This is a genomic window from Stenotrophomonas maltophilia (assembly GCF_002799245.1).
Classification (GTDB): domain Bacteria; phylum Pseudomonadota; class Gammaproteobacteria; order Xanthomonadales; family Xanthomonadaceae; genus Stenotrophomonas; species Stenotrophomonas maltophilia_S.
This window is the reverse complement of sequence record NZ_NEQV01000001.1, coordinates 723,734-747,049: the sequence shown is the minus strand read 5'-3', so window position 1 is coordinate 747,049 and position 23,316 is coordinate 723,734. Positions and strand designations below refer to the sequence as shown.

The following is a 23,316-nucleotide window of genomic DNA, read 5'->3' as shown; positions in this document are numbered from 1 at the left end:
AGCTCAGGGTGATTGCGGTTGCCGGCCAGCGGCGGGTACGACCGGGGGGCGGCCAATCCCGAACCAGCCCAGCGTCATCCCGCACAGCGGGCCGATCAGCAGCGCGAAGGCGAGGGTGCCGAGGCCGACATTGCCGCCCAGCCACCAGCCCAGCAGCAATACGCTGCCTTCGATCAGGCTGCGCACTTTCCAGATCGGCCAGCCCGTGCGGGCATGCAGGCCGGTCATCAGGCCATCGCGGGGCCCCGGACCGAGGCGGGCGCCGATGTACAGGCCGGTGGCCAGCGCGACCAGCAGCATGCCGGCACAGAACATCGCCAGCTGCCAGCCGAGGCCGACGGCCGGTGGCAGCAGCCACAGCCCGAACTGCGCGGAGGGGCCGATCAGCATCACGTTGAGCACGGTGCCGACGCCTGGCTTCTGCCGCAGCGGCCACCACAGCAACAGCACCAGTGCACCGATGACATTGGTCGCCAGTCCGAACGACAGCGGGCTCTGCGCGGCGATGCCCTGCGACAGCACATCCCAGGGCGCCACGCCGATGGCGGCACGGATCATCAGCGAGGCGCCGAAGCCGTACAGGAACAGGCCGGTGATCAGTTGCAGCAGGCGCAGGGGCAGGGCGGTGGGCATGGCAGTCCTGGGGGAGTGGGGGATCTGTTTCCACCGTATCCCTGTTTCTGTCGCATCCATAGATACAGATGCCGGCCAATCCGCTCGCACAGGCGGGATCCGCAGAGCCGAGCCCACGCTCGGCTGTTTTGCTTTACGCCGCCAGCCGAGCCCGTGCTCGGCTCTCCATGACGCCTCAGTCGTCCCAGCCCGCCAGCGCCAGCTTGCCCACGGTGCGCCCGCTGGCCAGGCGCTGATGCGCGATGTCCAGGTTGGCCGCATTGATCGTGCCCAGCGTCTCACTGAGAGTGCCACGCAGCTGGCCGGCATCGATCATGCTGGCGGCACGGCTGAGGATGCGGTGCTGCTCGATGCGGTCGGCGGTGGCGAAGCGCGAGCGCGCGAACATGAATTCCCAGTGGATGCCGATGCACTTGGCCTTGTAGGGATCGCCGATGCGCAGCGCGCCACGCGGCTCGACGATCAGGCCGACATGTCCCTGCGGTGCCAGCAGCTGGCCCAGCTCATCCCAGTAGTGGTCGGTGTCGGCCAGATTGAGCGCAACCTGCACCGCATCGATGCCCAGTGCCTGCAACTGGGGCTGCAGCGGCTGCCGATGGTCGATCACGTGCGTGGCCCCCATCTGCCGGCACCAGCCGATCGAGGCCTCGCGCGAGGCGGTGGCGATCACCTCGAAACCGGCATGGCGGGCCAGCTGGATCGCCATCGAGCCGACGCCACCGGCGCCACCGATCACCAGCAGGTGCTGGCCGACATGGCGGCGGTCATCCAGCTGCAGTGGCATGCGCTGGAACAGCAGTTCCCAGGCGGTGAGGGTGGTCAGCGGCAGCGCGGCTGCTTCAGCGAAATCGAGGGTGGTCGGCTTGCGCGCGACCAGGCGCTCGTCCACCCACTGGTACTGGGCGTTGCAGCCCGGTCGGGTGACGTCGCCGGCGAAGTAGACCTCGTCACCGGAGGCGAACAGGATGGCCTCGTCACCGATGGCTTCGACCACGCCGGCTGCGTCCCAGCCGAGCACCCGGGGAACCTCCAGGGTGGCCGGATCGGTGGCGGCGCGCTGCTTGCCGTCGACGGGGTTGACCGACACCGCTTCGATCCGGACCAGCAGGTCGCGGCCGCGAGGAGGCAGCGGCGGCGGCAGCAGGACATCACGCAGGGCAGGTGCGTATTCACGACTCAGGGCGACGGCTTTCATCACGGCTCCGGCTGGGTTCGTGATCCCATCATAAGGTTCCTCACGTTTCCGCAAACGTGCTGAACCGTGTGATGCAACGCGTTGCGCAGTATGTCGTTTTTCGCGCTTAAACCCCGTCAAACCCTTGCAGCGTGTGGGTCTTGCGGATTTTCATCATCCTGTATAGGGTTTCAACGTCGGACCGGTGGCCGGTCGGGCGCAACACTTCACATGTTACGGGACTGTTAACATGGCCTTCACCCGCCTGAGCATAATGTTCGCGGCGGTGGCGTGCTGAATCGGCTGTCGTACATCGACGCACTAGTGCTGGCCCATGCCTCTACCGGTTTCATACCCCCGAAATAGGAGCTGTACTCAATGAACAAGAAGATCCTTACTGCCGCGCTGCTGGGCGGCCTGGCTTTTGCCCAGGCAGCTTCGGCGCAGGAGTTCGATGACCGCTGGTACCTGACCGGTTCGGCCGGCTTCAACTTCCAGGACAGCGACCGTCTGACCAATGACGCTCCGTTCGTGACCCTGGGCCTGGGCAAGTTCATCAGCCCGAACTGGTCGCTGGACGGTGAGCTGAACTACCAGAACCCGAACTTCGACAGCAACCAGGACCTGAACTGGTCGCAGTACGGCGTCTCGCTGGACCTGCGTCGCCACTTCATCAAGGAAGGCCGCGGCTGGAACCCGTACATCGTTGGTGGCCTGGGCTACCAGAAGTCGGAAGAGCAGTACGCTGCCCTGGACAACAACGGTCCGCGCAAGCGTAAGGACGGCAACGTTGCCGCCAAGCTGGGCGTCGGCCTGCAGACCACCTTCGAGAAGCGTGTTGCTGTCCGCGCCGAAGTGGCCTACCGCGCTGACTTCGACGACCAGAGCATCGCCGCCAAGAACGAAAGCTGGTTCGGCGACGTGCTGGCTTCGGTCGGCGTCGTGATCCCGCTGGGCCCGGCTCCGGTCGCGGCTGCTCCGGCTCCGGCTCCGGTTGCCCCGAGCTGCGCCGACCTGGATGACGACGGTGACGGCGTCAACAACTGCGACGACAAGTGCCCGAACTCGCAGCCGGGTCAGACCATCGGTCCGGACGGCTGCCCGGTTCCGGTCTCCATCGACCTGAAGGGCGTCAACTTCGACTTCGACAAGTCGAACCTGCGTCCGGACGCCGTGGCGATCCTGGGCGAAGCCACCGAGATCCTGAAGCGTTACCCGGATCTGCGCGTTGAAGTTGCCGGTCACACCGACTCGAAGGGTACCGACGCTTACAACCAGAAGCTGTCGGAGCGTCGTGCTACCGCCGTGTACAACTACCTGACCAAGAACGGCGTCGACGCCGGTCGCCTGATCGGTCCGGTTGGCTACGGCAAGAGCCGTCCGATTGCTCCGAACACCAACCCGGATGGTTCGGACAACCCGGAAGGTCGCGCCAAGAACCGTCGTACCGAGCTGAACGTCCAGAACTAAGTTCTGACGCTCTGCCTGTAAGACACAGCAGGACCCGGCTTCGGCCGGGTCTTGTTGTTTCTGCGGCCGGGAACCCGGCTTTTCATGCGCGAGGACAACCGTTCGTCGGGATTTTGTCCGTAAAACCAATGAGTTGCCGTATTCATTGAAAGTGGCGCTTGAAAGCTGACGCGGCATTGCTAAACTCGCCGCGTCACTTCCTTCCGTGGATGTCCCTCATGCTGCGCTCTGCATCGGCCGCCGTCCTGGCGCTGGCCCTGGTTCCCGCCGCCCACGCTGCGGTCGATTGCTCGGTCAACACCAGCGCATCGCCGCTGCCGCTGCCGGCCACGACCATCGCACCGGTGGCTGACGAGCTGTACATCCGTGGCAACCAGCTGGGCATGCCGGCCGGCGTGCTGAGCAGCAACTACGATCCGTCGCAGTCGCTGGACCAGGTGCTGCAGCGCCTGCGCATTGATGGCTGCCAGAACATCGCCAAGGCGATCCCGAGCGCGCCGGCGGTGAAGCCGAACGATCCGGCGGCCTACAAGCCGCAGACCGAGTTCGACAACACGCCGTGGCGCTTCGACATGAGCCAGAACGGCAAGCGCATGACCGCCGAAGAATTCGATGCCTGGATGAAGGCGCGCGGTGTGCGCGTGGTCAAGGCGCGTCCGGCTCCGGCCGCCATTCCGGCTCCGGCCGAAGCACCGGCTGAGACCAAGCCGGTCGACAAGAAGTAAGCATCGCGGGGAGCAGAGGCTTGCGCACGCGCCGCCCACCTGCCGCCCCCGCTGCCCGCTCCCACGCATCGCGTGGGCGTGCGGCTCCGAATGCCTCCAGTGGCGTGCGCCATGGCCTGGCGCGCGTGCTGTCCAAGGCCGGTGTGTGCTCGCGCAGCGAGGCCGCGCGCTGGATTGCCGAGGGCCGTGTAAGCGTGTCTGGCCGCATTGTTCGCGATCCCGAGTTCCCGATCGCCAGCCCGCACCCGCCGATCGAGGTCGATGGCCAGCCGATGGGGGCGCCGCAGCGCCTGTACCTGATGCTCAACAAGCCGCGTGGCGTGGTGACCACGGCGCAGGACGAGCGTGGCCGCGACACCGTGTATCGCTGCTTTGATGGTGCCGGCCTGCCGTGGATCGCGCCGGTCGGGCGCCTGGACAAGGCCAGCGAAGGGCTGTTGCTGTTCAGCAACGATCCGCAATGGGCAGCGCGCCTGACCGACCCTCAGACCGGGCCGGACAAGACCTACCACGTGCAGGTGGATGGCCTGCCCGATGACGCCACCCTGGCGGCACTGCAGGCCGGCGTGGAGGACGAGGGCGAGTTCCTCGCCGCGCAGGCCGTGCGCGTGCTGCGCAGCGGCGACAAGACCGCATGGCTGGAGGTCGTCCTCGACGAGGGCCGCAACCGCCATATCCGCCGCCTTTTGGCGGCCTTCGACCTGCAGGTGCTGCGCCTGGTCCGGGTCGCGATCGGTGGGCTGGTGCTCGGCGATCTCGGCAAGGGCCAGTGGCGGGTTCTGGAGGTCAGCGACCAGCAGCGGCTGGGGGCCGCTGCACCGGGCTGATCACCGCCCGCGGCCGGCGGCTGCCGGCCACCGTTCCAGGCGTAGGGGGCGCCTGGCTGTCGAAATTCCCGAACGGAGCCTGCCATGTACCACCCGACCCTCAATCAAACCCTGCGCTGCGCAGGCCTGCTGCTGCCGATGGTGCTGCTGACCGCCTGTGGCGGCCACAAGAAGATGGCCAAGGCGGAAACGCCTGCCGAGACCCCGGTGGTGGAAGTGAAGACCCCGGAGCTGGATGGTCGCGGCAGTTACCGCTTCCTGATGAGCAACGGCGACAAGAAGATGACCGCCGATGAGTTCGATGCCTGGATGAAGGCCAACGGCATCCGCGTTGCCAAGGGCAACGCCCAGGACGCTGCTGCCAAGCCGGTGGTGGTGGCCAGCAAGGACGAGCCGAAGGGCAAGAAGAAAAAGAAGTGACGCCTGTGGGCGCCGACCCTGGTCGGCGCGCCATCAAGCCCCGGTAGGTGCCGACCTTGGTCGGCACGCTTTGACCGGTGGGGTCAGAGCCCTTTCCGCAGGAAAGGGATCCGACCCCGGTGCGATCAGGCCTTGATCACGCCCAGCTCGACGCCGATGCGGGTGAAGGCGTCGATCGCGCGGTCCAGGTGCTCGCGGCTGTGCGCGGCGCTGATCTGGGTGCGGATGCGGGCCTGGCCCTTGGGCACCACCGGGAAGAAGAAGCCGATGGCGTAGATGCCCTCTTCGAGCAGGCGCTCGGCGAACTTCTGCGCCAGCGGCGCGTCATACAGCATCACCGGGCTGATCGGATGCACGCCCGGCTTCACGTCGAAACCGGCGGCGGTCATCTTTTCGCGGAAGTAGGCGGTGTTCCCGGCCAGGGTGCTGCGCAGGTCGTCGGCGGCAGCCAGCATTTCGAATGCCTTGATGCCGGCGGCCACGACGTGCGGCGGCAGCGAGTTGGAGAACAGGTACGGGCGCGAGCGCTGGCGCAGCAGTTCGATCACTTCAGCGCTGGCGCAGGTGAAGCCGCCCAGTGCGCCGCCCATGGCCTTGCCCAGGGTGCCGGTGATGATGTCGATCTTCTCCAGCACACCCTTGACCTCGGCCGAGCCGCGGCCGGTGGCGCCGAGGAAGCCGGTGGCGTGGCACTCATCGATGTGCACCAGGGCGTTGTACTTCTTCGCCAGCGCGGTGATCTCGTCCAGCGGCGCGATGAACCCGTCCATCGAGAACACGCCGTCGGTGGTGATCAGCTTGGTCTTGCAGCCGGCGGCATCGGCAGCCTGCAGCTGGGCTTCCAGGTCGGCCATGTCACAGTTGGCATAGCGGAAGCGCTTGGCCTTGCACAGGCGCACGCCGTCGATGATCGAGGCGTGGTTCAGCGCATCGGAAATGATCGCGTCGTTCTCGCCGAGCAGTGGCTCGAACAGGCCGCCGTTGGCGTCGAAACAGGCCGCGTACAGGATGGTGTCCTGCTTGCCGAAGAAGTCGGCGATCTGCTTCTCCAGCTGCTTGTGCAGGTCCTGGGTGCCGCAGATGAAGCGCACCGAGGCCATGCCGAAGCCGTGGGTATCCAGTGCGTCCTTGGCGGCCTGGATCAGGTCCGGATGGTCGGCCAGGCCCAGGTAGTTGTTGGCACAGAAATTCAGCACCTTGCGGCCATCGTCGAGGGTGATCTCGGCCGACTGCGGGCTGGTGATGATCCGCTCGGACTTGAACAGGCCCTGGGCGCGGATGGCGTCCAGTTCCTCGGCGTAGTGGCGGGTCAGGGCGGAGGAGGCGTCGGTCATGGCGTGGGCACGGCTCTGAACGGGAAACCGCTGATTCTACCGGGCATCGCCGCTTGCCAACCGGCCCGGATGGGGCATCGCCACGGCCGGCACATGTTGCATCGCAATAGCAAATTGGTTAAGAATTCGTGAACCGGAGCTGTCCCGTTCCGGCTGAAACGCCCGCTCCCCGCCTTCCACGCCACCGCCCCCACCGGAGACGCTCATGAAGCATGCCCGTGCCTGCCTCGCCATTGCCGCCGCCCTGACCCTTGCGCCGTTCGCGGCCAGTGCCCAGGACAACGAATCGCCGTACAGCTGGAACGTCACCGCGGTGTCGGACTACCTGTTCCGTGGCGTGTCGCAGACCGACGAGAAGCCGACCCTGCAGGCAGGCTTCACCTACACCTCGCCGGTGGGCCTGTACGCCGGTGTCTGGGGTTCGGGCGTGGACTTCGGTCCGGGCGACCCGAACACCGAGATCGACTACCAGATCGGCTATGGCGTGGACGTCACCCCGCGTGTCAACTTCGACGTGCTGCTGAACCGCTACACCTACATCGGTGGCAGCGACCAGAACTACAACGAGCTGGTCACCACGACCACGCTGGATGAGACCTACAAGCTGACCGTGGCCTACACCAATGACCAGTGGAACAGCGGCACCGACGGCTGGTACTACGGTGTCGGCGGCCAGTGGGGCCTGCCGCAGGAATTCACCCTCAACGCCAATGTCGGCCGCAGCCGCTTCGAGAAGGGCCTGGCCAAGAACTACACCGACTGGAACGTCGGCGTCAGCCGCCAGTTCGGCCTGTTCAACGTCGGCCTGGGCTACTACGGCACCGACAGCAACGGTCGCGAAAACTCCGGCAAGCTGGCCCACAGCCGCGTGCTGCTGACCGTGGCCGTAGGCAAATAACTTTTGCTTCGGTAGGTGCCAGGCTTGCCTGGCACGCTTTAGGAAAAAGGCGCCCATCGGGCGCCTTTTTCAATTCCGCGGTGTTCTCGATCCCATCTGGGGAAGAGCCCCCTTGTTGTTCAAGCGGGCGCGCCGCAGGGAATCGCAGGAGCGATTCCCAACGTCGCGAAGCGGCGGCCCGCAGGGTGCCCGCCATGGACGGCGGGCATAACGGCGCGGGGATAAGGAAACATGCGGGGAATTGACCCTTCGGGTCAATTCCAGCTGAGCACGACCTTGCCGGCCTTGCCTTCTTCCATCAGGTCGAAGCCCTTCTGGAAGTCGTCGATCGGCAGCTGGTGGGTCATCACCTTGCCGAGCGGGAAACCGGACAGCACCAGCTGGGTCATCTTGTACCAGGTCTCGTACATCTTGCGGCCATAGATGCCCTGCACGGTCAGGCCCTTGAAGATGATCTTGTCCCAGTCGCAGCCGGCGCCCTTGGGCATGATGCCCAGCATGGCGATCTTGCCACCGTGGTACATGCAGTCGAGCATGTCATTGAACGCGCGCGGGTTGCCGCTCATTTCCAGGCCCACGTCGAAGCCCTCCATGTGCAGTTCCTTCATCACGTCCTTCAGCGACTGGTTGGCGACGTTGACCACGCGGGTGGCGCCCATGTCGGCGGCCAGCTTCAGGCGGAAGTCGTTGACGTCGGTCACCACCACGTTGCGCGCACCGATGTGCTTGCAGATGCCGGCGGCGATGATGCCGATCGGGCCCGCGCCGGTGATCAGCACGTCTTCACCGATCACGTCGAATTCCAGTGCGCAGTGCGCAGCGTTGCCGTACGGGTCGAAGAAGGCGGCCAGTTCCGACGGGATCTGGTCCGGAATCGGCCACAGGTTGCTGGCCGGCATCACCATGTATTCGGCAAAGGCACCGTTGACGTTGACGCCGATGCCGACAGTGTTCGGGCACAGGTGCGGGCGGCCGCCACGGCAATTGCGGCAATGACCGCAGACGATATGGCCTTCGGCCGAGACGCGCTGGCCGATCTCGTAGCCGGTCACGCCCGGGCCGATTCCGGCAATGCGGCCGACAAATTCATGGCCGATGGTCAGGCCCGGCTTGATCGTGCGCTGGCTCCACTCGTCCCACAGGTAGATGTGCAGGTCGGTACCGCAGATCGCGGTCTTCTCCAGCTTGATCAGGACCTCGTTCGGGCCCGGGGTCGGAACCGGAACTTCTTCCAGCCAGATGCCCTTGGCCGCTTCGCGCTTGACCAGGGCCTTCATCGTTTGCTGCGCCATCGGGGTGGAACTCATCAGGGGGAAAGCGCGGATTATAGGGTGCCGCGCGGATTTCCCATGTTGCGCTGCGGGTGCAGTGGTGGAACGAAAGCTGGGCGCAGGCGGGCGTTTCGAACGGCGGCGCGCGGTGGAGACGTTGCGCTCGCCAGGCCATGCCCGGCGGATGCGTGGGTGCCAACCGAGGTTGGCAGCTACCGGGGCATCGGGGCCCGGCCCATGACTTCCGGGGTTCGGGCCGGGGCAGGGCAGCGGGCTACAATCGAGGGTTCCACTACCAGGGGCCGCTCCATGCGCTCGAACCTGCTTGCATTCTCCATCGTCGCCAGCCTTGGGCTGGTCCAGGTCGCCCATGCCGCAGAAGGCATGTGGGTGCCGCAGCAGCTGCCGGAAATCGCCGGGCCGCTGCAGAAGGCCGGCCTGAAGCTGTCCCCGGAACAGCTGGCCAACCTGACCGGCGACCCGATGGGCGCGGTGGTTGCGCTGGGTGGCTGCACCGCCAGCTTCGTCTCGCCGCAGGGTCTGGTGGTCACCAACCACCACTGCGCTTATGGCGCCATCCAGCTGAATTCGACCGCGCAGAAGAACCTGATCAAGGACGGCTTCAACGCGCCGACCCTGAAGGATGAACTGAGCGCCGGCCCGAACGCCCGCGTGTTCGTGCTCGACCAGATCACCGACGTCACCGCCCAGGCCAAGGCCGCCATTGCCGGCGCCGGCAACGACCCGCTGGCCCGCAGCCGCGCGCTGGACGCCTTCGACAAGGCCCAGGTCGCCGCCTGTGAAGCCGATGCCGGCTTCCGCTGCCGCCTGTACAGCTTCTCCGGCGGCAACACCTACCGCCTGTTCCGCAACATGGAAATCAAGGACGTGCGCCTGGTCTACGCGCCCCCGGGCAGCGTCGGCAAGTTCGGCGGCGACGTCGACAACTGGATGTGGCCGCGCCACACCGGCGATTTCTCGTTCTACCGCGCCTACGTCGGCAAGGACGGCAAGCCGGCCGCCTTCGCCGCCGACAACGTGCCGTACCAGCCCAAGCACTTCCTGAAGTTCGCCGACCAGCCGCTGGGCGCCGACGACTTCGTGATGGTGGCCGGCTACCCGGGCCGCACCAACCGCTATGCCCTGGCCGGCGAGTTCAACGAAACCGCCAGCTTCACCTACCCGACCATCGCCAAGCACTACAACGCGGTGCTGAAGATGATCGCCGACGCCGGCAAGGCCGACGCCGACGTCAAGGTGAAGTACGCGGCCACCGCCGCCAGCATGAACAACGTGGCCAAGAACTACCTGGGCCAGCTGGAAGGCTTCAAGCGCATCGACGCCGCCGGCCAGAAGCAGGCCGAAGAAGCCGCCGTGCTGGCATGGCTGAAGAAGCAGGGCGCTGCCGGCAAGCCGGCCCTGGCGGCACACGCGCAGCTGCTCAAGCATCTGGATACCAGCAGGTCGACCCGCGAACGCGACCTGTTCGTGGGCCAGTTCAACAACACCTCGGCCGTTGCCGCGGCGATCACCCTGTACCGCCTGTCGATCGAGCGCAGCAAGCCCGATGCCGAGCGCGAAGCCGGTTACCAGGAGCGTGACCTGACCACCATCGAAGGTGGCCTGAAGCAGATGGATCGTCGTTACGTGGCGAAGATGGACCAGCAGCTGCAGGCCTACTGGCTGGACCAGTACGTGGCCCTGCCGGCCGCGCAGCGCGACAACGAAGTACTGAACAAGTGGCTGGCCGGCAGCGATGCCGCTGCGGTGAAGTCGCTGGTGGCCAAGCTGGGCGGCACCGGACTGGGCAGCCTGGACAACCGCCTGAAGTGGTTCAAGGCCGACCGTGCCGCATTTGAAGCCAGCAGCGATCCGGCCATCCAGTACGCCGTGGCGGTCATGCCGGCACTGTTGAAGCAGGAAGAGCAGAAGAAGATCCGCGAAGGCGAATCGCTGACCGCCCGCCCGCTGTATCTGCAGGCCGTGGCCGACTACAAGAAGAGCCAGGGTGAGTTCGTCTATCCGGACGCCAACCTGTCGCTGCGCATCACCTTCGGCAACGTCATGGGCTATGGCAAGGATGGCGTGAAGTACACCCCGTTCACCACCCTGGAAGGCGTGGTGGCCAAGGAAACCGGTGAAGATCCGTTCGATTCGCCGAAGGCGCTGCTCGATGCGGTCAAGGCCAAGCGTTACGGCGGCCTGGAAGACAAGCGCATTGGTTCGGTGCCGGTGAACTTCCTGTCCAACCTGGACATCACCGGCGGCAATTCGGGTTCGCCGGTGCTGGACGCCAATGGCAAGCTGGTCGGCCTGGCGTTCGACGGCAACTGGGAATCGGTCAGCTCCAACTGGGTGTTCGATCCGGTGATGACCCGCATGATCGCCGTCGACAGCCGCTACGTGCAGTGGATCATGCAGGAAGTGGCGCCGGCGCCGCAGCTGCTGAAGGAACTGAACCTGGCCAAGTAAGGTTCGCGGTCCCAGGCGGTTCATCCACGCATGGCGTGGATCTACTGCTTGTACCGGACGGGGGTGCCGGCCGCTGGCCGGCAACCTCGCGCCGATGGCCGGAAATTCCGAAACCCCGCGACTTCGGTCGCGGGGTTTTTTCATGCCCGGCCCGGCCGGGTACGCCGAACAGGTATCATCCCTGTTCCGCGTACTTCACAGGATGTGAACGAAACGCGGAAACCTCCTCCCCCCAGGACCCCTTGCACGCATGCGCATCCTGCTTGCCCGCCACGGCGAAACGCCGTGGAACGCCGAAGGCCGCTACCAGGGCCAGATCGACATCCCGCTTTCGCCGATCGGTGAAGCCCAGGCCCAGGCACTGGGTGCCCGGCTGGCCTCGGTGGACATCACCCGTGCCGTCGCCTCGCCGCTGTCGCGCGCGCAGCGCACCGCGCAGCTGGCGCTTGGCGCCGCCCGTGCCGACATGCTGCTGACCGAGCCGGAGCTGCAGGAAATCGCCCACGGCGAATGGGAAGGCCTGCTGGCCAGCGAAATCAACGAGAAGGATCCGTCGCGCCTGCAGGCCTGGCGCGAGGAGCCGGATACCGTGCTGATGCCCGGCGGCGAATCGCTGCGCCTGGTGCTGGAGCGCAGCTGGCGCGGCCTGGCCCGTGCCACCGAAGGCCTCGGCGAGCACGACACGCTGCTGGTGGTGGCCCATGACGCGGTGAACCGCGTGATCCTGTGCAAGGTGCTGGGCCTGCCGATTTCCCGCCTGTGGACCTTCCGCCAGGCGCCGACCACGCTCAACCTGCTCGAAGGCGCCGACCTGGACAGCCTGGAAGTGGTGCGCCTGAACGACTGTGCCCACCACACGCCGTTCTTCGGCGAAGCCAAGCACCGCGCACTCTGATCCATCCCCTCGCATCAACTGCTTCTGCTGGAACCGCTGCCGTGACGAACACCCCGACCACCCTGGCCGACTGGCTGGACTACATTGAACGCCAGCACCCGGCGACCATCGATATGGGCCTGGAGCGCGTGCGCGCCGTGGCCACGGCGATGGGCCTGGGTACGCCGGCCCAGCGCACCATCGTGGTCGGTGGCACCAATGGCAAGGGCTCCACCGTGGCCTTCATCGAGGCCATCGGCCGTGCTGCCGGTTGGAAGGTCGGCGCCTACACGTCGCCGCACCTGCTGCGCTACAACGAGCGCGTGCGCATCGATGGCCAGGACGTGGACGATGCGGCGCTGGTCGCTGCGTTCAATGCGGTCGAGGCCGCGCGTGGCGAGACCACGCTGACCTATTTCGAGTACGGCACGCTGGCCGCGCTGCAGCTGTTCGCCGATGCCGGGCTGGACCTGGCGGTACTGGAAGTGGGCCTGGGCGGTCGACTGGATGCGGTCAACATCATCGATGCCGACGTGGCGGTGATCACTACCGTGGACATCGACCATGCCGAGTGGCTGGGCGAGGACCGCGAAGCGATCGGCGCCGAGAAGGCCGGCATCATCCGTGGCTGGAAGCCGGTGATCCTGGGCGAGACCGATCCGCCGTCGAGCGTGCTCGCGCGTGCCTACCTGGTGGGTGCCAATGCGATCCGTGGTGGCAGCGATTATTTCTACGAGCCGATCGATGCCCAGCGTTGGCGCTGGCGCGACGTCGGCCTGCGCATGGAACTGCCGGCACCGGCGCTGGCCGGCCCGATCCAGCTGGCCAATGCCGGTGCCGCCATCGCCGCGCTGCGCGCGCTGGACAAGCCGGTGCCGCGTGCGGCGTGGGCTGCGGGTATTGCCGCGGCGCGCATCTCTGGCCGCCTGCAGGCGTTCGAGCGTGACGGTGTGCAGGTCCGCGTCGACGTCGGGCACAACCCACAGGCGGCGGGCCAGCTGGCGCGCGCGCTGAAGGCCGAAGCGTCGGCCGGACGTACCCTGGCCGTGTACGCGGCGCTGCAGGACAAGGACGCGGTGGGCGTGGTGCAGGCATTGCAGGAGGTGGTCGGCGAGTGGACGCTGGCCGGCCTGGACGGCCCGCGCGGGCAGAGCGCCGCCCAGCTGCAGGCACGCCTGGCCGGGACCGTCGCCGCCAGTGCGCAGCTGGCCGACTCCGTCGAACAGGCACTGGCGCAGGTACTGGCCCAGGCCGGGCGCGGCGACCGCGTACTGGTGTTCGGCTCCTTCCATACTGCCGCCGCGGCCCTGCAATGGTTGCAGGTCCGCGCCTGATCCACGTTCAGCCAATGCCGACGCCGTCCGGTCCGGCACCCGTATAATCGACCGCAACCTCCGGACAGTTGCCGCCTCACGTGGATACGCCTCTGAAACAGCGTCTGATTGGTGCCATCGTGCTGGTCGCACTGGCCGTGATTTTCCTGCCGATGCTGGTCAAGGGACCTGCACCTGACAGTGGTGTGGCCTCGGTGCCGATCGCCGCGCCGGATGCACCGGCCGACGGCCAGTTCGAAACCCGTGAGCTGCCCCTGGTTGCTCCGGCCGGCGGAGCCACCGGCCTGCAGAGCGGGCAGGCCAAGCCGCTGCAGGAGGCGGCCGCGCCAGCCACGCCGCCGACCGTGGACACCTCCCCGGCGGTTGCCGCCGGCAACTACGCGGTCACTTTCGGCGCATACGGCAGCAAGGCCGACGCCGATGCGGTGATCGCCTACCTGCAGCGCTCCCAGCTGCCGGGCTTCGCCGAAACGACCACCATCAGCGGGCGCCAGGCATGGCGTGTGCGCGTCGGGCCGTATGCCGACCGTGCCCAGGCCGAGGCCGCCCGTCTGCAGGCGGTGAAGATCCGCGCCGATGTGAAGGCCGAAGTCATTACCCTGGATGCGGCGACGGGCAGCAGTGCGGCGGTCGCCGCCACGCCAGCGCCGGCGGCCAGCGTCCCGACGGCGGCCACCACACCGTCGGCCACCAGCAACCCGGTGCGCAGCGAAAGCCTGCCGCCGAGCTCGCCGACCGCGGCCACCACGCCGGCCGCCAAGCCAGCGCCGAAGCCCGAGGCCCCGAAGCCGGAAGCCAAGCCCGAGCCGAAGCCGGAGGCCACCGCCAGCAAGCCGGCGACGGCGCCGGCCACGCCGGCCGCACCGGCGGCCAGTGGCGTCGGCTTCGCCGTGCAGCTGGGTGCGTTCGGCCAGGCCAATGATGCCAACGCACTGCGCGACAAGGTCCGGGCTGCCGGCTTCAGTGCCTTCGTCGAGCAGGTGCGCACCGAAAAGGGCACCCTGCATCGCGTCCGCGTCGGACCGGTGGCCAACCGGGCTGACGCCGAGCAGCTGAAGGCGCAGGTCGCTGCCAAGGTCGGCGTTGCCGGTATGGTCCGACCGCACCCATGACCAACGCGCAGGCCCGTTGCCAGCGCCGCCGAAGGAGCGGGGCGCCATGATCGACGTGGTGCTGCTGATCGTGATCGCCGCCTCGACCCTGCTCGGGATGCTGCGTGGCTTTGTTGGAATCGTCATCGGCACGCTGTCGTGGTTGCTGGCCGCGTGGGCGGCCTTCGCCTTCGGCAACGATGCGGCGCGCTGGTGGGCGGCCCCGGCCGCGCCTGGCGGCGAGCACTTCGTCGGCGGCTACCTGGGCGTGGGCATCGGCGTGATGATCGTGGTCGCGGTGATCGGCATGGTCATCAAGGCGATGATCCACCGCAGCATGCTGACCAGCCTGGACCGCTTGCTGGGCGGTGTACTGGGAGCCGTGCGTGGCGGCCTGATCGCCGCGATCCTGGTGCTGCTGGCCGGCTTCACCCCGCTGACCGCCGAACCCTCCTGGAAGCGCTCGGCGGTCCGCCCGGTACTGAACCCCGCCGTGGCCTGGATGAACGGGAAGCTGCCGCACTGGCAGGTGCCGGGCGCCGATCTGCTGCCCAAGACCTTGCCGACCGACATGCTGTCCCCATCTGCATTGATGGAGTTGGGGAAGAACGCAGGCGCCGATTTGGGAAAGCCGGGCGCGGCAGGCGATAATGGCATCCTCAACCAGGTAGTGGCGGGCGGCGGATGGCTGCGGCCCGCGAAAGCGGAACAGGGCGACGCATACGATCCGGCCGAAGTGCGCCCGGACGCCCCAGCACTGCCAGACAGTATCGAGCCGGGCGATCCGGCCAATGTCGACCGCAGGCGCGGCGACCACCGCGGCCAGGTACGGCCACCTTCCTTGTAACTGGGCACAGCCCAGCGGAGACCTCGCACCATGTGTGGCATCGTCGGAATCGTCGGCAACCAGAACGTCGCCGGGCAGTTGTATGACGGCTTGACCGTTCTCCAGCACCGTGGCCAGGACGCGGCAGGCATCGCGACCGCCAGTGGCAGCCGCCTGCGCGTGCAGAAGGCCACCGGCCTGGTCCGCGATGTCTTCGACGCCCGCACCATGTCGACCCTGGAAGGCAGCGTCGGCATCGCGCACGTGCGCTACCCGACGGCAGGTTCGGAAGGCATGGACGAAGCGCAGCCGTTCTACGTGAACTCGCCGTACGGCATCGCGCTGGCCCACAACGGCAACCTGATCAACACCGAGGCGCTGCGCCAGCAGGTGTTCGAACAGGATCGCCGCAACGTCAACACCGATTCGGACAGCGAAGTGCTGCTGAACGTGTTCGCCTACGAACTGGAACAGCAGCGCCAGCTCAGCCCGGAAGCCGCGATCCGCGCGGTGGCCGGCGTGCACCGCCGCTGCAAGGGCGGCTATGCGGTGGTCAGCGTGGTGCTGGGCCTGGGCCTGGTTGCCTTCCGCGACCCGCATGGCATCCGCCCGCTGGTACTGGGCAAGCGCAGCCATGCCGAAGGCGATGAGTACATCGTGGCGTCCGAGTCGGCCGCGCTGGACGTGCTGGGCTTCCAGCGCGTGCGTGACGTGCAGCCGGGTGAAGCGCTGGTGATCACCGCGCGCGGCGAGCTGTTCTCGGAGATCTGCGCCGAGCCGGCCGAGCACACCCCGTGCATCTTCGAGTACGTGTACTTCGCGCGCCCGGACTCGATGATCGACAACGTCTCGGTGCACAAGGCGCGCATGCGCATGGGCATCAAGCTGGGCGAGAAGATCCTGCGCCTGCGCCCGGACCACGACATCGACACCATCATCCCGATCCCGGATACCTCGCGCGATGCCGCGCTGGAGATCTCCAACGTGCTGGGGGTGAAGTACCGCGAAGGCTTCATCAAGAACCGCTACATCGGCCGCACCTTCATCATGCCGGGCCAGGGCGAACGCGTGAAGTCGGTGCGCCGCAAGCTCAACCCGATCCACCTGGAGTTCCGCAACCGCGTGGTGCTGCTGGTGGACGATTCGATCGTGCGAGGCACCACCAGCCAGCAGATCGTGCAGATGGCCCGTGATGCGGGCGCGCGCAAGGTCTACCTGGCCAGCGCTGCGCCGCCGGTGCGCTACCCGAACATCTACGGCATCGACATGCCGGCGGCCGAAGAGCTGGTCGCGCACAACCGCACGGTGGAAGAGATCGAGGCCCACCTGGGCTGCGACTGGCTGATCTACCAGGACCTGGAAGACATGGAAGCGGCGGTGAGCGAGGGCAACCCGGCGCTGCGCAGCTTCGATTCGTCCTGCTTCAACGGCCACTACCCGACGGGTATCGAGCCGGGCTACTTCGAGCGCATCCAGCAGCTGCGTTCGGACGACGCCAAGCACAAGCGCCGCGCCTGAGGCACAGGCGTGGTTGCGGTGCTCGACGTTGAAGGTGACCTGCTGCGCGCCGCGCAGCAGTGCCTGGCCGAAGCCGACCCGCTGCGCAAGGTCGCGCTGACCCAGGCGTATGCCGCCGCGTTCCGTGCCGGTCGCCTGAAGGTGGCCGCCGATGCGCCGCCGCCGGAATCGATCCGCATGCCCGGCCGGCCGGCACGGCTGGTGCTGGTGCATCCGCGCGAAGTGCCGCGGCGCGGACTGGGTGGCGTGGAAGGGCGAGCGGCCTTCATCCACGCCATCGCCCACATCGAACTCAATGCGATCGACCTGGCCTGGGATGCGGTGTACCGCTTCCGCGGCCTGCCGCCGGCGTTCCATGCCGACTGGGTCAGCTGTGCCGACGATGAATCGCGGCACTTCATGCTGCTGCGCGAGCGCCTGCAGGCGCATGGCCACGACTACGCCGATTTCCCCGCGCACAACGGCCTGTGGGAAATGTGCGAAAAGACCGCGCATGATGGCCTGGCACGCATGGCGCTGGTACCGCGCGTGCTGGAGGCGCGCGGCCTGGACGTCACCCCAGGCATGATCGAAAAGCTGCGCAATGTCGGTGATGGCGAAACCGCCGATGTGCTGGAAGTGATCCTGCGCGAGGAAGTGGCGCATGTTGCCGCCGGCTCGCGCTGGTACCGCTGGTACTGCGACCGGGCTGGTGTCGAACCGCGCGCGCGATTCAAGGAGCTGCTGGTGGAATACGCCGGTGGCTACCTGCACGGGCCATTCAACATCGAAGCGCGCCTGCTGGCCGGCTTTGACGCGGACGAACTCGCCAACCTGGTCGAACAGGCCGGTTGAGAAAAAGGGGACGGAGGGAATTAAGTCGTTTTGGCACAAACGACTTAATTCCCTCCGTCCCCTTTTTTCATGCGTTGGGTAGCACCACGCGCTTGCCATCCACCGTGGGCCGGTTGATGTAGAACAGGCCGGGGCCCGGTCGATACGGCAGCTCGCTGACGCCGGCGTCGGCGGCATAGGTCAGCGCAGTGTCGCCCAGCGCGTCGAAATTCCAGTGTGCCGACTGCATCAGGTAGCGCCGCCGCAACAGCGCCTCCTGGGTCTGGGTCAGCGCTTGTCCGGCCACCAGCCGCCGTGCGATCGGCTGCAGGGCGGCGGGTAGTTCCCAGCCAGGAACTTCGGCGGCGTTGGCGTGCCATTGCACGCCGGCATCGATGGCGTGCTGCTGCATCACTTGAAGCGCGATCAGCTGGTAGCGCCAATCGATGCGCCGGCGCAGCACGACGGCGGCGGTCACATACAGCACCGGCGAGAGCAGCACGCTGCGGCTGCCGGCGCGGCGCTGTTGCTGCCACTGGTGCCAGACATCCACCCAGACTTCCTTCTCGTCAACGCCCAGCTGTTGCCGCCAGCGCTCGGCGTCAGCCTGTGCTTCGGCATAGGCCGTGGTCGCCTGCAGGACCGCCAGGGGTGGCGTCTGGTAGTCGGCCACGGTCGGGCGGCGCAGCAACTGCCGGCGCGGGCGACTGAGCAGCTTGGGCCCTTCTTCGAGCTGGTTGTAGCCGCCGCCGATGTTGGCGTGCACGCCCGGCAGCGCAATCTCGGGGAAGGGCGGCGATACGCTGGTGAGCGGATAGTGCTGGCGGTGCTCGTCGCGTGCGCTCAGTTGCACCACCTGCCTGGCAACGCCGGCCTGCAGCGCGAGGCGGGGATGTTCGTCGGCGCGGCCACCGTTGACCGCAACCACGGTGTCGAACAGCCCGATGAAGCGCAATACCGGATCGGCAGGGGCAAAGTCCGTTGTGCAGGACAGGCCGGCGGCCTGCAACAGCTGCCGCCAGCGCGTGCCATCCCAGGCCCGCAACTGGTTGGCGACATCACGCGCGGCGGCTGCACCCCGTGAAAAGCCGAACAGATCCAGCTGCACGCGCCGCAGGGGTTGGCGCCAGCGCAATGCGAGCACGCCCAGTGCAGCCGGCAGCAGCACCTGCAGCGCACGCTGCACTTTGGCGCGCACGCCGCTGGCACCGATGCCGAATGCCAGTCCGATCAGGTCGTCGTCGGCGTCATCGCGGGTGCCGACACCTTCCACGTAGATCGACAGAGAGGGCGTGGCCGACGTGCCGGTGCGGCTGTCCGGATACAGCTGCTGCAGGCGGGCGATGTTGGTCAGGCCGTTGTCGTAGCTGCTGGTGAGCCGGCTCTGGTAGGTCGAATCGTCATCCGCACGCAGTTGCGGCGGGCGCGGCTGCGGCAGCTGTGGCCGACCACGCGCCAGGTTGTGTGCGTTGTTGCGGGTGCCATCGAAGAACAGGCCGATCCGCAGCAAGTCGACATCTTCGTCCGTGTTCCGCGATCGCGCCATGTGCATTCCCCGTCGTGGCTGCGTCACGGTAGCGCGAAAACGGTGTATTGGCGAAGTGTAGCGACGCTTTTGACCTGACTGAACGCAGATGCGGTCGATCACAAATCCTGAATTTCACTCCTCTCGCCTATTGAATTCACACGACCTGCGCAGGCCATATGGCCAAACCCGGCAAACCGGGTCGTGCTGCATCAACGCTGTTCACATCACTCAAGGAGCGACGCAATGTTGTCCAGATCGATTGGCAAAGCGGCAGGTGGCCTGGTGTTGGGTTTCTCGGTGGCAGCGTCCGCGCATGCGGCATCGTTGTTCCAGCCGGTGACGGTCATCAGCCGCGCATCGGCAAGCAGTGAGCCCGCACTGGGCAAGCTGCTGGCCACCCCGTCCACGGCGACGGTGCAGGAAGTGCGTGTCGATGCAGCGGCCACTGCGCAACCGCAGCTGGAATTCGAACTGCTCGGCCAGCGCGTGCAGGCGGTGCGCAGCAAGGTCGAAGCGCTGCCCGATGGCGGCAGCATCTGGTACGGCCAGTTCCGTTCGCCCTCGGACAAGCTGACCGCGGCATCCTCCACCGGCCAGGACGATCCCGGCAATTCGCTGATCCTGGTGCGCTCGGGCAATACCATCACCGGCTCGATCCGCAAGGATGGAAAGCTGTACCGCCTGCGCCCGCTGGGCAATCGCCACGTGCTGGTGGAAGTGGATGAGTCGCGGATGCCCGCCGACCATCCGGCCGACTACAACCAGCTGCCGAAGATTCCGATGGGCGACAACGATCGCATCGGTATCGCACAGGCTTCGTCCGGCACGCCAGCCACCATCCGCGTGCTGGTGGTGGCGACCAATGCCGCCGTCACCGCCTATGGCGGCAACATGCAGTCGCTGGTGCAGCTGGCAGTGGCCGAGTCGAACCAGGGCTACGTCAACAGCAACGTCGGCATCACCATGCAGCTGGCCGGTTACGAGACCACCAGCTACACCGAGTCGGGCAGCTTCGATACCGACCTGGCGCGCTTCCGTGGCACCAGCGATGGTTACATGGACAGCATCCATACCAGCCGCAACAACACCGCAGCCGACGTGGGCGTGCTGCTGATCAACAACACCGCCTACTGCGGCCTGGCGTCGGGCATTGGCTCGACCGCGTCGACTGCGTTCGCTGCGGTGTACTGGGATTGCGCAACCGGCTACTACTCGTTCGCGCACGAGATCGGGCACCTGCAGAGCGCACGGCATGACATCGCCACCGACTCGAGCACCTCACCCTATGCCTACGGCCATGGCTATCGCTACGAGCCGGCCACCGGCACCGGTTGGCGCACGATCATGGCCTACAACTGCACCCGCAGCTGCCCGAGGCTGAACTACTGGTCCAACCCGAACATCAGCTACAACGGCATCCCGATGGGCAATGCCAGTACCGCCGACAACCAGCGCGTGCTGGTCAACACCAAGCACACGATCGCGGCGTTCCGCTGATGCCAGGCGCCGGCCAAGGTCGGCGTCTACCCGGGCATGTGCACCTGCTCTGGTAGATGCCAACCTTGGTTGGCACCCTGCGATCCATCATTCGCGCGCGAGGGTATCCAGCGACCAGCCGTTGGCATCCACGCGCAGCACCGAACCCTGTTCGTACCAGTCGCCGAGCACGATGCGGGTGCGGTCGCGCCCACCGGCCTGCAACGTATGGATGGCCGGGCGGTGCGTGTGGCCATGGATCATGGTGTCCACGCCGTGGCGCACGAAGGTGGCATCGACTTCGGACGGGGCGACGTCGGTGACGGTCTCGAACTGCGCGCGATCGCCCTGCTTCATTTCCGACTGGCGGGCCTGGCTGGCCTCGCGCGCCTTCTGCGCGAAGGCGATGCGTGCGGCCAGCGGCTGCGACAGGAACTGCGCCTGGAACACCGGGTCGCGCGTCTGTGCACGGAACTGCTGGTAGGGAATGTCATCGGTGCACAGCAGGTCACCGTGCTGCAGCAGCACCGGGCGGCCGTACAGCTCGACCACGCACGGGTCGGGCAGGATGCGCAGGCCGGCGCGGCACGCGTAATCCTCGCCGAGCAGGAAGTCGCGGTTGCCGCGGATGAAGTACACCGGCACGCCGCTGTCGGACAGCACCTTCAACGCATCTGCCACCGCGTCGGCGGCAGGCGAGGGGGTGTCGTCGCCGATCCAGGCCTCGAACAGGTCGCCGAGGATGTACAGCGCATCAGCGCCGGGCGCCTGCTCGCGCAGGAAGCGCAGGAACAGGTCGGTGATCTCCGGACGGCTGGGGTCCAGGTGCAGGTCGGAAATGAACAGCGTGGTCATGCCTGCATTCTAGGCCATCAACGACGGCGGTAGCGCCGCGGGCATCGTGGGTTCAGATCCCTTTTCCGGCGGAAAAGGGATCTGACCCCCGGGGCTACACCGGCAGCGGCAGCCAGGTCAGGCTGGCCGAAGCCAGCAGGACGGCGATGCCCGTGGCGGCAAGCACGTCGGAAGGATAGTGCAGGCCCAGCACCACCCGCGACAGCGCGACACCGAGGGTGAACGGCACCAGCAGCGGCGCCAGCCAGGGGTAGTAGGCCAGCGCGACGATGGTGAACGACACCGCGTGCAGGGTGTGCCCGGAGGGGAAGCTGAATTCGTCCAGCGGTGCCACCCAGGCGCGGATGCGCAGATCGGCCGCGTAGGGCCGCGGGCGCCGGGTCCAGCGCTTGAGGCCCTTGTACAGCAGCAGTGCGGCCAGGCCGGTGGCGGCCATGTGCACCGAGGCGCGCAGGCCATCGAAGCCGTCCAGCACCACCAGCGCGCCCATCAGCACATACCAGAACACGCCATCGCCGAGCCGGCTGATGGCCGAGAACAGGCGGCGCACGCGCCGGCGTCGGCAGTAGTGGTTCGCGCGCCGGCACAACCGTGCCTCGCGCCCCGCCAGCAGTTCAAGCGGCGTGGTGCGCATGGCCGCTCCTCCGCGACTGCGCAAGCTCGGCCAGCAACGCGTCGAACTCGGCCACCACCTGCTGTGGATGCAGTCGTTTCATTGCGCGTGCGGCATTGCCGCCCAGTTCGCGGCGTTGCGCGTCATCGGCGGCCAGTTGCACGGCAGCCTCGATGAACTGCTCGTCGCTGTCCACCGCCGCGCCGTTCTCGCCGTTGCGCAGGTACTCGCGTGCGGCGCCGTAGTCGAAGGCCACGGTGGCCACACCGCTGGCCATGCTTTCCAGAGTCACGTTGCCGAAGGTCTCGCTGCGGCTGGGGAACAGGAACAGATCGCCGCTGGCGAAGTGCCGGGCCAGGGCATCGCCGCGCTGGATGCCACAGAAGATGAAGTCGGGGTTTTCATGTGCCAGTTTTTCGCGGGCCGGGCCATCTCCCACCCACACGAATCGTGCCTTGGGCCGGATCTGCTGCAGCCGGCGGAATGCCTTCACTGCCAGGCCGAGGTTTTTCTCGGCAGCAATGCGGCCGACATAGATCGCCACCAGGCCGTTGCCATCCACGCCCCACTCCTCGCGCAGCGCGGGATCACGCCGGCCCGGATCGAACTGCTGGCTGTCCACCGCGCGGGCCAGCAGGCGCACGCGCTCGAAGCCCTGTTCGCCGAGGAACTGCTGCAGCTCGCGGGTCGGCACCAGGGTGGCGTCAGCCTGGTTGTGGAAACGGCGCATCCAGCGCATGGCCGCAGCCTGCAGCCACGCCACGCCATAGTCGGGCAGGTATTCGTCGAAGCGGGTGTGGAAGCCGCTGGCGACCGGGATGCCGAGGCGGCGCGCGGTGCGCAGTGCCGACCAGCCGAGCGGACCTTCGGTGGCGATGTAGACCGCATCCGGGCGCTGCTTCTGCCAGTGGCGGCCCAGCCGGATCGGCGCCGGCAGGCCGAAGCGCAGGCCGGGGTAGCGGGGCAGGGCGGCGCCGGGAACCAGCAGCGTGCCGGGTGCCGAATCCAGCGCCTCGGTGGACTGGCGGGGGCGGACAAGGTCGATCTCGTGTCCGGCTGCACGCAGACCCTGTTCCAGCCCCTGTACGGTGAGGGCGACGCCGTTCACTTCCGGCGGATAGGTCTCGGTGACGATGGCATAGCGCATGGCGGGCCTCCCGGTTT

General features: G+C 67.1%; 21 protein-coding genes. 13 read left to right on the top strand and 8 right to left on the bottom strand.

What is annotated here, in order from left to right; genetic code table 11:
• Positions 1-3 precede the first annotated feature (3 nt).
• Both B9Y64_RS03575 and B9Y64_RS03570 read right to left on the bottom strand, forming a co-directional pair.
• Positions 4-633, bottom strand: a complete 630-nt coding sequence (locus B9Y64_RS03575; protein ID WP_100439528.1) for a YczE/YyaS/YitT family protein — start codon at positions 631-633, stop codon at positions 4-6.
• Between the two features lie 175 nt (positions 634-808).
• The gene (locus B9Y64_RS03570; RefSeq protein ID WP_100439527.1) at positions 809-1,828 is read right to left on the bottom strand and encodes a zinc-binding alcohol dehydrogenase family protein; all 1,020 of its coding nucleotides are present in this window, start codon (positions 1,826-1,828) and stop codon (positions 809-811) included.
• A gap of 357 nt (positions 1,829-2,185) precedes the next feature.
• Here B9Y64_RS03570 and B9Y64_RS03565 point away from each other — a divergent pair, with 357 nt between their 5' ends.
• The 4 genes from B9Y64_RS03565 to B9Y64_RS03550 all read left to right on the top strand — a co-directional run bounded on the left by B9Y64_RS03565 (position 2,186) and on the right by B9Y64_RS03550 (position 5,249).
• Positions 2,186-3,277, top strand: coding sequence for an OmpA family protein (locus B9Y64_RS03565; RefSeq protein WP_100439526.1), 1,092 nt, complete (start codon positions 2,186-2,188; stop codon positions 3,275-3,277).
• Positions 3,278-3,495: 218 nt separating this feature from the next.
• Entirely contained in the window at positions 3,496-4,002 is a 507-nt protein-coding gene (locus tag B9Y64_RS03560) for a hypothetical protein (protein WP_049463430.1), read from the top strand.
• 20 nt (positions 4,003-4,022) lie between these two features.
• Complete coding sequence (locus B9Y64_RS03555; RefSeq protein WP_238379834.1) at positions 4,023-4,829, top strand: pseudouridine synthase; 807 nt, start codon at positions 4,023-4,025, stop codon at positions 4,827-4,829.
• An 84-nt stretch (positions 4,830-4,913) separates the two neighbouring features.
• Entirely contained in the window at positions 4,914-5,249 is a 336-nt protein-coding gene (locus tag B9Y64_RS03550; protein ID WP_100439524.1) for a hypothetical protein, read from the top strand.
• Between the two features lie 125 nt (positions 5,250-5,374).
• Here the strand turns inward: B9Y64_RS03550 and kbl are convergent, their stop codons facing one another.
• A complete protein-coding gene (gene kbl / locus B9Y64_RS03545) occupies positions 5,375-6,583 on the bottom strand; it encodes a glycine C-acetyltransferase (RefSeq protein WP_100439523.1) in 1,209 nt (402 codons plus the stop codon).
• 205 nt (positions 6,584-6,788) lie between these two features.
• Between kbl and B9Y64_RS03540 the strand changes: the two genes are divergently transcribed.
• Positions 6,789-7,481 carry a TorF family putative porin gene (locus tag B9Y64_RS03540; protein ID WP_100439522.1) on the top strand — a complete coding sequence of 231 codons (693 nt, stop codon included), beginning with the start codon at positions 6,789-6,791 and terminating at the stop codon, positions 7,479-7,481.
• Positions 7,482-7,735: 254 nt separating this feature from the next.
• Here B9Y64_RS03540 and tdh read toward each other — a convergent pair whose 3' ends face one another.
• Entirely contained in the window at positions 7,736-8,758 is a 1,023-nt protein-coding gene (gene tdh, locus B9Y64_RS03535) for an L-threonine 3-dehydrogenase (RefSeq protein WP_100439891.1), read from the bottom strand.
• 303 nt (positions 8,759-9,061) lie between these two features.
• Between tdh and B9Y64_RS03530 the strand changes: the two genes are divergently transcribed.
• The 7 genes from B9Y64_RS03530 (at position 9,062) to B9Y64_RS03500 (ending at position 17,701) form a co-directional block, all read left to right on the top strand.
• Positions 9,062-11,224: a S46 family peptidase gene (locus B9Y64_RS03530; protein ID WP_100439521.1), complete on the top strand. Its 2,163-nt coding sequence runs from the start codon at positions 9,062-9,064 to the stop codon at positions 11,222-11,224.
• A gap of 250 nt (positions 11,225-11,474) precedes the next feature.
• On the top strand, positions 11,475-12,119 hold the full coding sequence (locus tag B9Y64_RS03525) for a histidine phosphatase family protein (protein ID WP_010483945.1): 645 nt from the start codon (positions 11,475-11,477) through the stop codon (positions 12,117-12,119).
• 41 nt (positions 12,120-12,160) lie between these two features.
• Positions 12,161-13,432, top strand: coding sequence for a bifunctional tetrahydrofolate synthase/dihydrofolate synthase (gene folC / locus B9Y64_RS03520; protein WP_100439520.1), 1,272 nt, complete (start codon positions 12,161-12,163; stop codon positions 13,430-13,432).
• A gap of 80 nt (positions 13,433-13,512) precedes the next feature.
• On the top strand, positions 13,513-14,544 hold the full coding sequence (locus tag B9Y64_RS03515) for an SPOR domain-containing protein (RefSeq protein WP_100439519.1): 1,032 nt from the start codon (positions 13,513-13,515) through the stop codon (positions 14,542-14,544).
• Positions 14,545-14,590: 46 nt separating this feature from the next.
• Entirely contained in the window at positions 14,591-15,370 is a 780-nt protein-coding gene (locus B9Y64_RS03510; RefSeq protein ID WP_100439518.1) for a CvpA family protein, read from the top strand.
• Positions 15,371-15,400: 30 nt separating this feature from the next.
• Positions 15,401-16,867: an amidophosphoribosyltransferase gene (gene purF, locus B9Y64_RS03505; RefSeq protein WP_100439517.1), complete on the top strand. Its 1,467-nt coding sequence runs from the start codon at positions 15,401-15,403 to the stop codon at positions 16,865-16,867.
• A gap of 9 nt (positions 16,868-16,876) precedes the next feature.
• Entirely contained in the window at positions 16,877-17,701 is an 825-nt protein-coding gene (locus B9Y64_RS03500; protein WP_100439516.1) for a ferritin-like domain-containing protein, read from the top strand.
• A gap of 67 nt (positions 17,702-17,768) precedes the next feature.
• Here B9Y64_RS03500 and B9Y64_RS03495 read toward each other — a convergent pair whose 3' ends face one another.
• Positions 17,769-19,226 (bottom strand): DUF2235 domain-containing protein, encoded by a 1,458-nt coding sequence (locus B9Y64_RS03495; RefSeq protein ID WP_100439515.1) that lies wholly within the window; start codon positions 19,224-19,226, stop codon positions 17,769-17,771.
• Positions 19,227-19,451: 225 nt separating this feature from the next.
• Between B9Y64_RS03495 and B9Y64_RS03490 the strand changes: the two genes are divergently transcribed.
• On the top strand, positions 19,452-20,705 hold the full coding sequence (locus B9Y64_RS03490) for a zinc-dependent metalloprotease (RefSeq protein WP_100439514.1): 1,254 nt from the start codon (positions 19,452-19,454) through the stop codon (positions 20,703-20,705).
• Between the two features lie 87 nt (positions 20,706-20,792).
• Here B9Y64_RS03490 and lpxH read toward each other — a convergent pair whose 3' ends face one another.
• The 3 genes from lpxH to B9Y64_RS03475 all read right to left on the bottom strand — a co-directional run bounded on the left by lpxH (position 20,793) and on the right by B9Y64_RS03475 (position 23,299).
• Positions 20,793-21,539 carry a UDP-2,3-diacylglucosamine diphosphatase gene (lpxH, locus tag B9Y64_RS03485; RefSeq protein WP_100439513.1) on the bottom strand — a complete coding sequence of 249 codons (747 nt, stop codon included), beginning with the start codon at positions 21,537-21,539 and terminating at the stop codon, positions 20,793-20,795.
• A 94-nt stretch (positions 21,540-21,633) separates the two neighbouring features.
• The gene (locus B9Y64_RS03480; protein WP_100439512.1) at positions 21,634-22,173 is read right to left on the bottom strand and encodes a phosphatase PAP2 family protein; all 540 of its coding nucleotides are present in this window, start codon (positions 22,171-22,173) and stop codon (positions 21,634-21,636) included.
• Positions 22,154-23,299 carry a glycosyltransferase family 4 protein gene (locus tag B9Y64_RS03475; RefSeq protein ID WP_100439511.1) on the bottom strand — a complete coding sequence of 382 codons (1,146 nt, stop codon included), beginning with the start codon at positions 23,297-23,299 and terminating at the stop codon, positions 22,154-22,156. Before B9Y64_RS03475 ends, B9Y64_RS03480 begins: the two co-directional genes overlap by 20 nt.
• Positions 23,300-23,316: the final 17 nt, after the last annotated feature.

What these genes read in the sequence shown, in the direction of transcription:
- B9Y64_RS03475 (WP_100439511.1), bottom strand. Translation starts at nt 23,299, where the DNA reads ATGCGCTATGCCATCGTCACCGAGACCTATCCGCCGGAAGTGAACGGC.
- B9Y64_RS03530 (WP_100439521.1), top strand. Translation starts at nt 9,062, where the DNA reads ATGCGCTCGAACCTGCTTGCATTCTCCATCGTCGCCAGCCTTGGGCTG.
- B9Y64_RS03480 (WP_100439512.1), bottom strand. Translation starts at nt 22,173, where the DNA reads ATGCGCACCACGCCGCTTGAACTGCTGGCGGGGCGCGAGGCACGGTTG.
- B9Y64_RS03490 (WP_100439514.1), top strand. Translation starts at nt 19,452, where the DNA reads ATGTTGTCCAGATCGATTGGCAAAGCGGCAGGTGGCCTGGTGTTGGGT.
- B9Y64_RS03540 (WP_100439522.1), top strand. Translation starts at nt 6,789, where the DNA reads ATGAAGCATGCCCGTGCCTGCCTCGCCATTGCCGCCGCCCTGACCCTT.
- B9Y64_RS03560 (WP_049463430.1), top strand. Translation starts at nt 3,496, where the DNA reads ATGCTGCGCTCTGCATCGGCCGCCGTCCTGGCGCTGGCCCTGGTTCCC.
- kbl (WP_100439523.1), bottom strand. Translation starts at nt 6,583, where the DNA reads ATGACCGACGCCTCCTCCGCCCTGACCCGCCACTACGCCGAGGAACTG.
- B9Y64_RS03495 (WP_100439515.1), bottom strand. Translation starts at nt 19,226, where the DNA reads ATGGCGCGATCGCGGAACACGGACGAAGATGTCGACTTGCTGCGGATC.
- B9Y64_RS03510 (WP_100439518.1), top strand. Translation starts at nt 14,591, where the DNA reads ATGATCGACGTGGTGCTGCTGATCGTGATCGCCGCCTCGACCCTGCTC.
- B9Y64_RS03575 (WP_100439528.1), bottom strand. Translation starts at nt 633, where the DNA reads ATGCCCACCGCCCTGCCCCTGCGCCTGCTGCAACTGATCACCGGCCTG.
- purF (WP_100439517.1), top strand. Translation starts at nt 15,401, where the DNA reads ATGTGTGGCATCGTCGGAATCGTCGGCAACCAGAACGTCGCCGGGCAG.
- lpxH (WP_100439513.1), bottom strand. Translation starts at nt 21,539, where the DNA reads ATGACCACGCTGTTCATTTCCGACCTGCACCTGGACCCCAGCCGTCCG.
- B9Y64_RS03525 (WP_010483945.1), top strand. Translation starts at nt 11,475, where the DNA reads ATGCGCATCCTGCTTGCCCGCCACGGCGAAACGCCGTGGAACGCCGAA.
- B9Y64_RS03565 (WP_100439526.1), top strand. Translation starts at nt 2,186, where the DNA reads ATGAACAAGAAGATCCTTACTGCCGCGCTGCTGGGCGGCCTGGCTTTT.
- B9Y64_RS03550 (WP_100439524.1), top strand. Translation starts at nt 4,914, where the DNA reads ATGTACCACCCGACCCTCAATCAAACCCTGCGCTGCGCAGGCCTGCTG.
- tdh (WP_100439891.1), bottom strand. Translation starts at nt 8,758, where the DNA reads ATGAAGGCCCTGGTCAAGCGCGAAGCGGCCAAGGGCATCTGGCTGGAA.
- B9Y64_RS03570 (WP_100439527.1), bottom strand. Translation starts at nt 1,828, where the DNA reads ATGAAAGCCGTCGCCCTGAGTCGTGAATACGCACCTGCCCTGCGTGAT.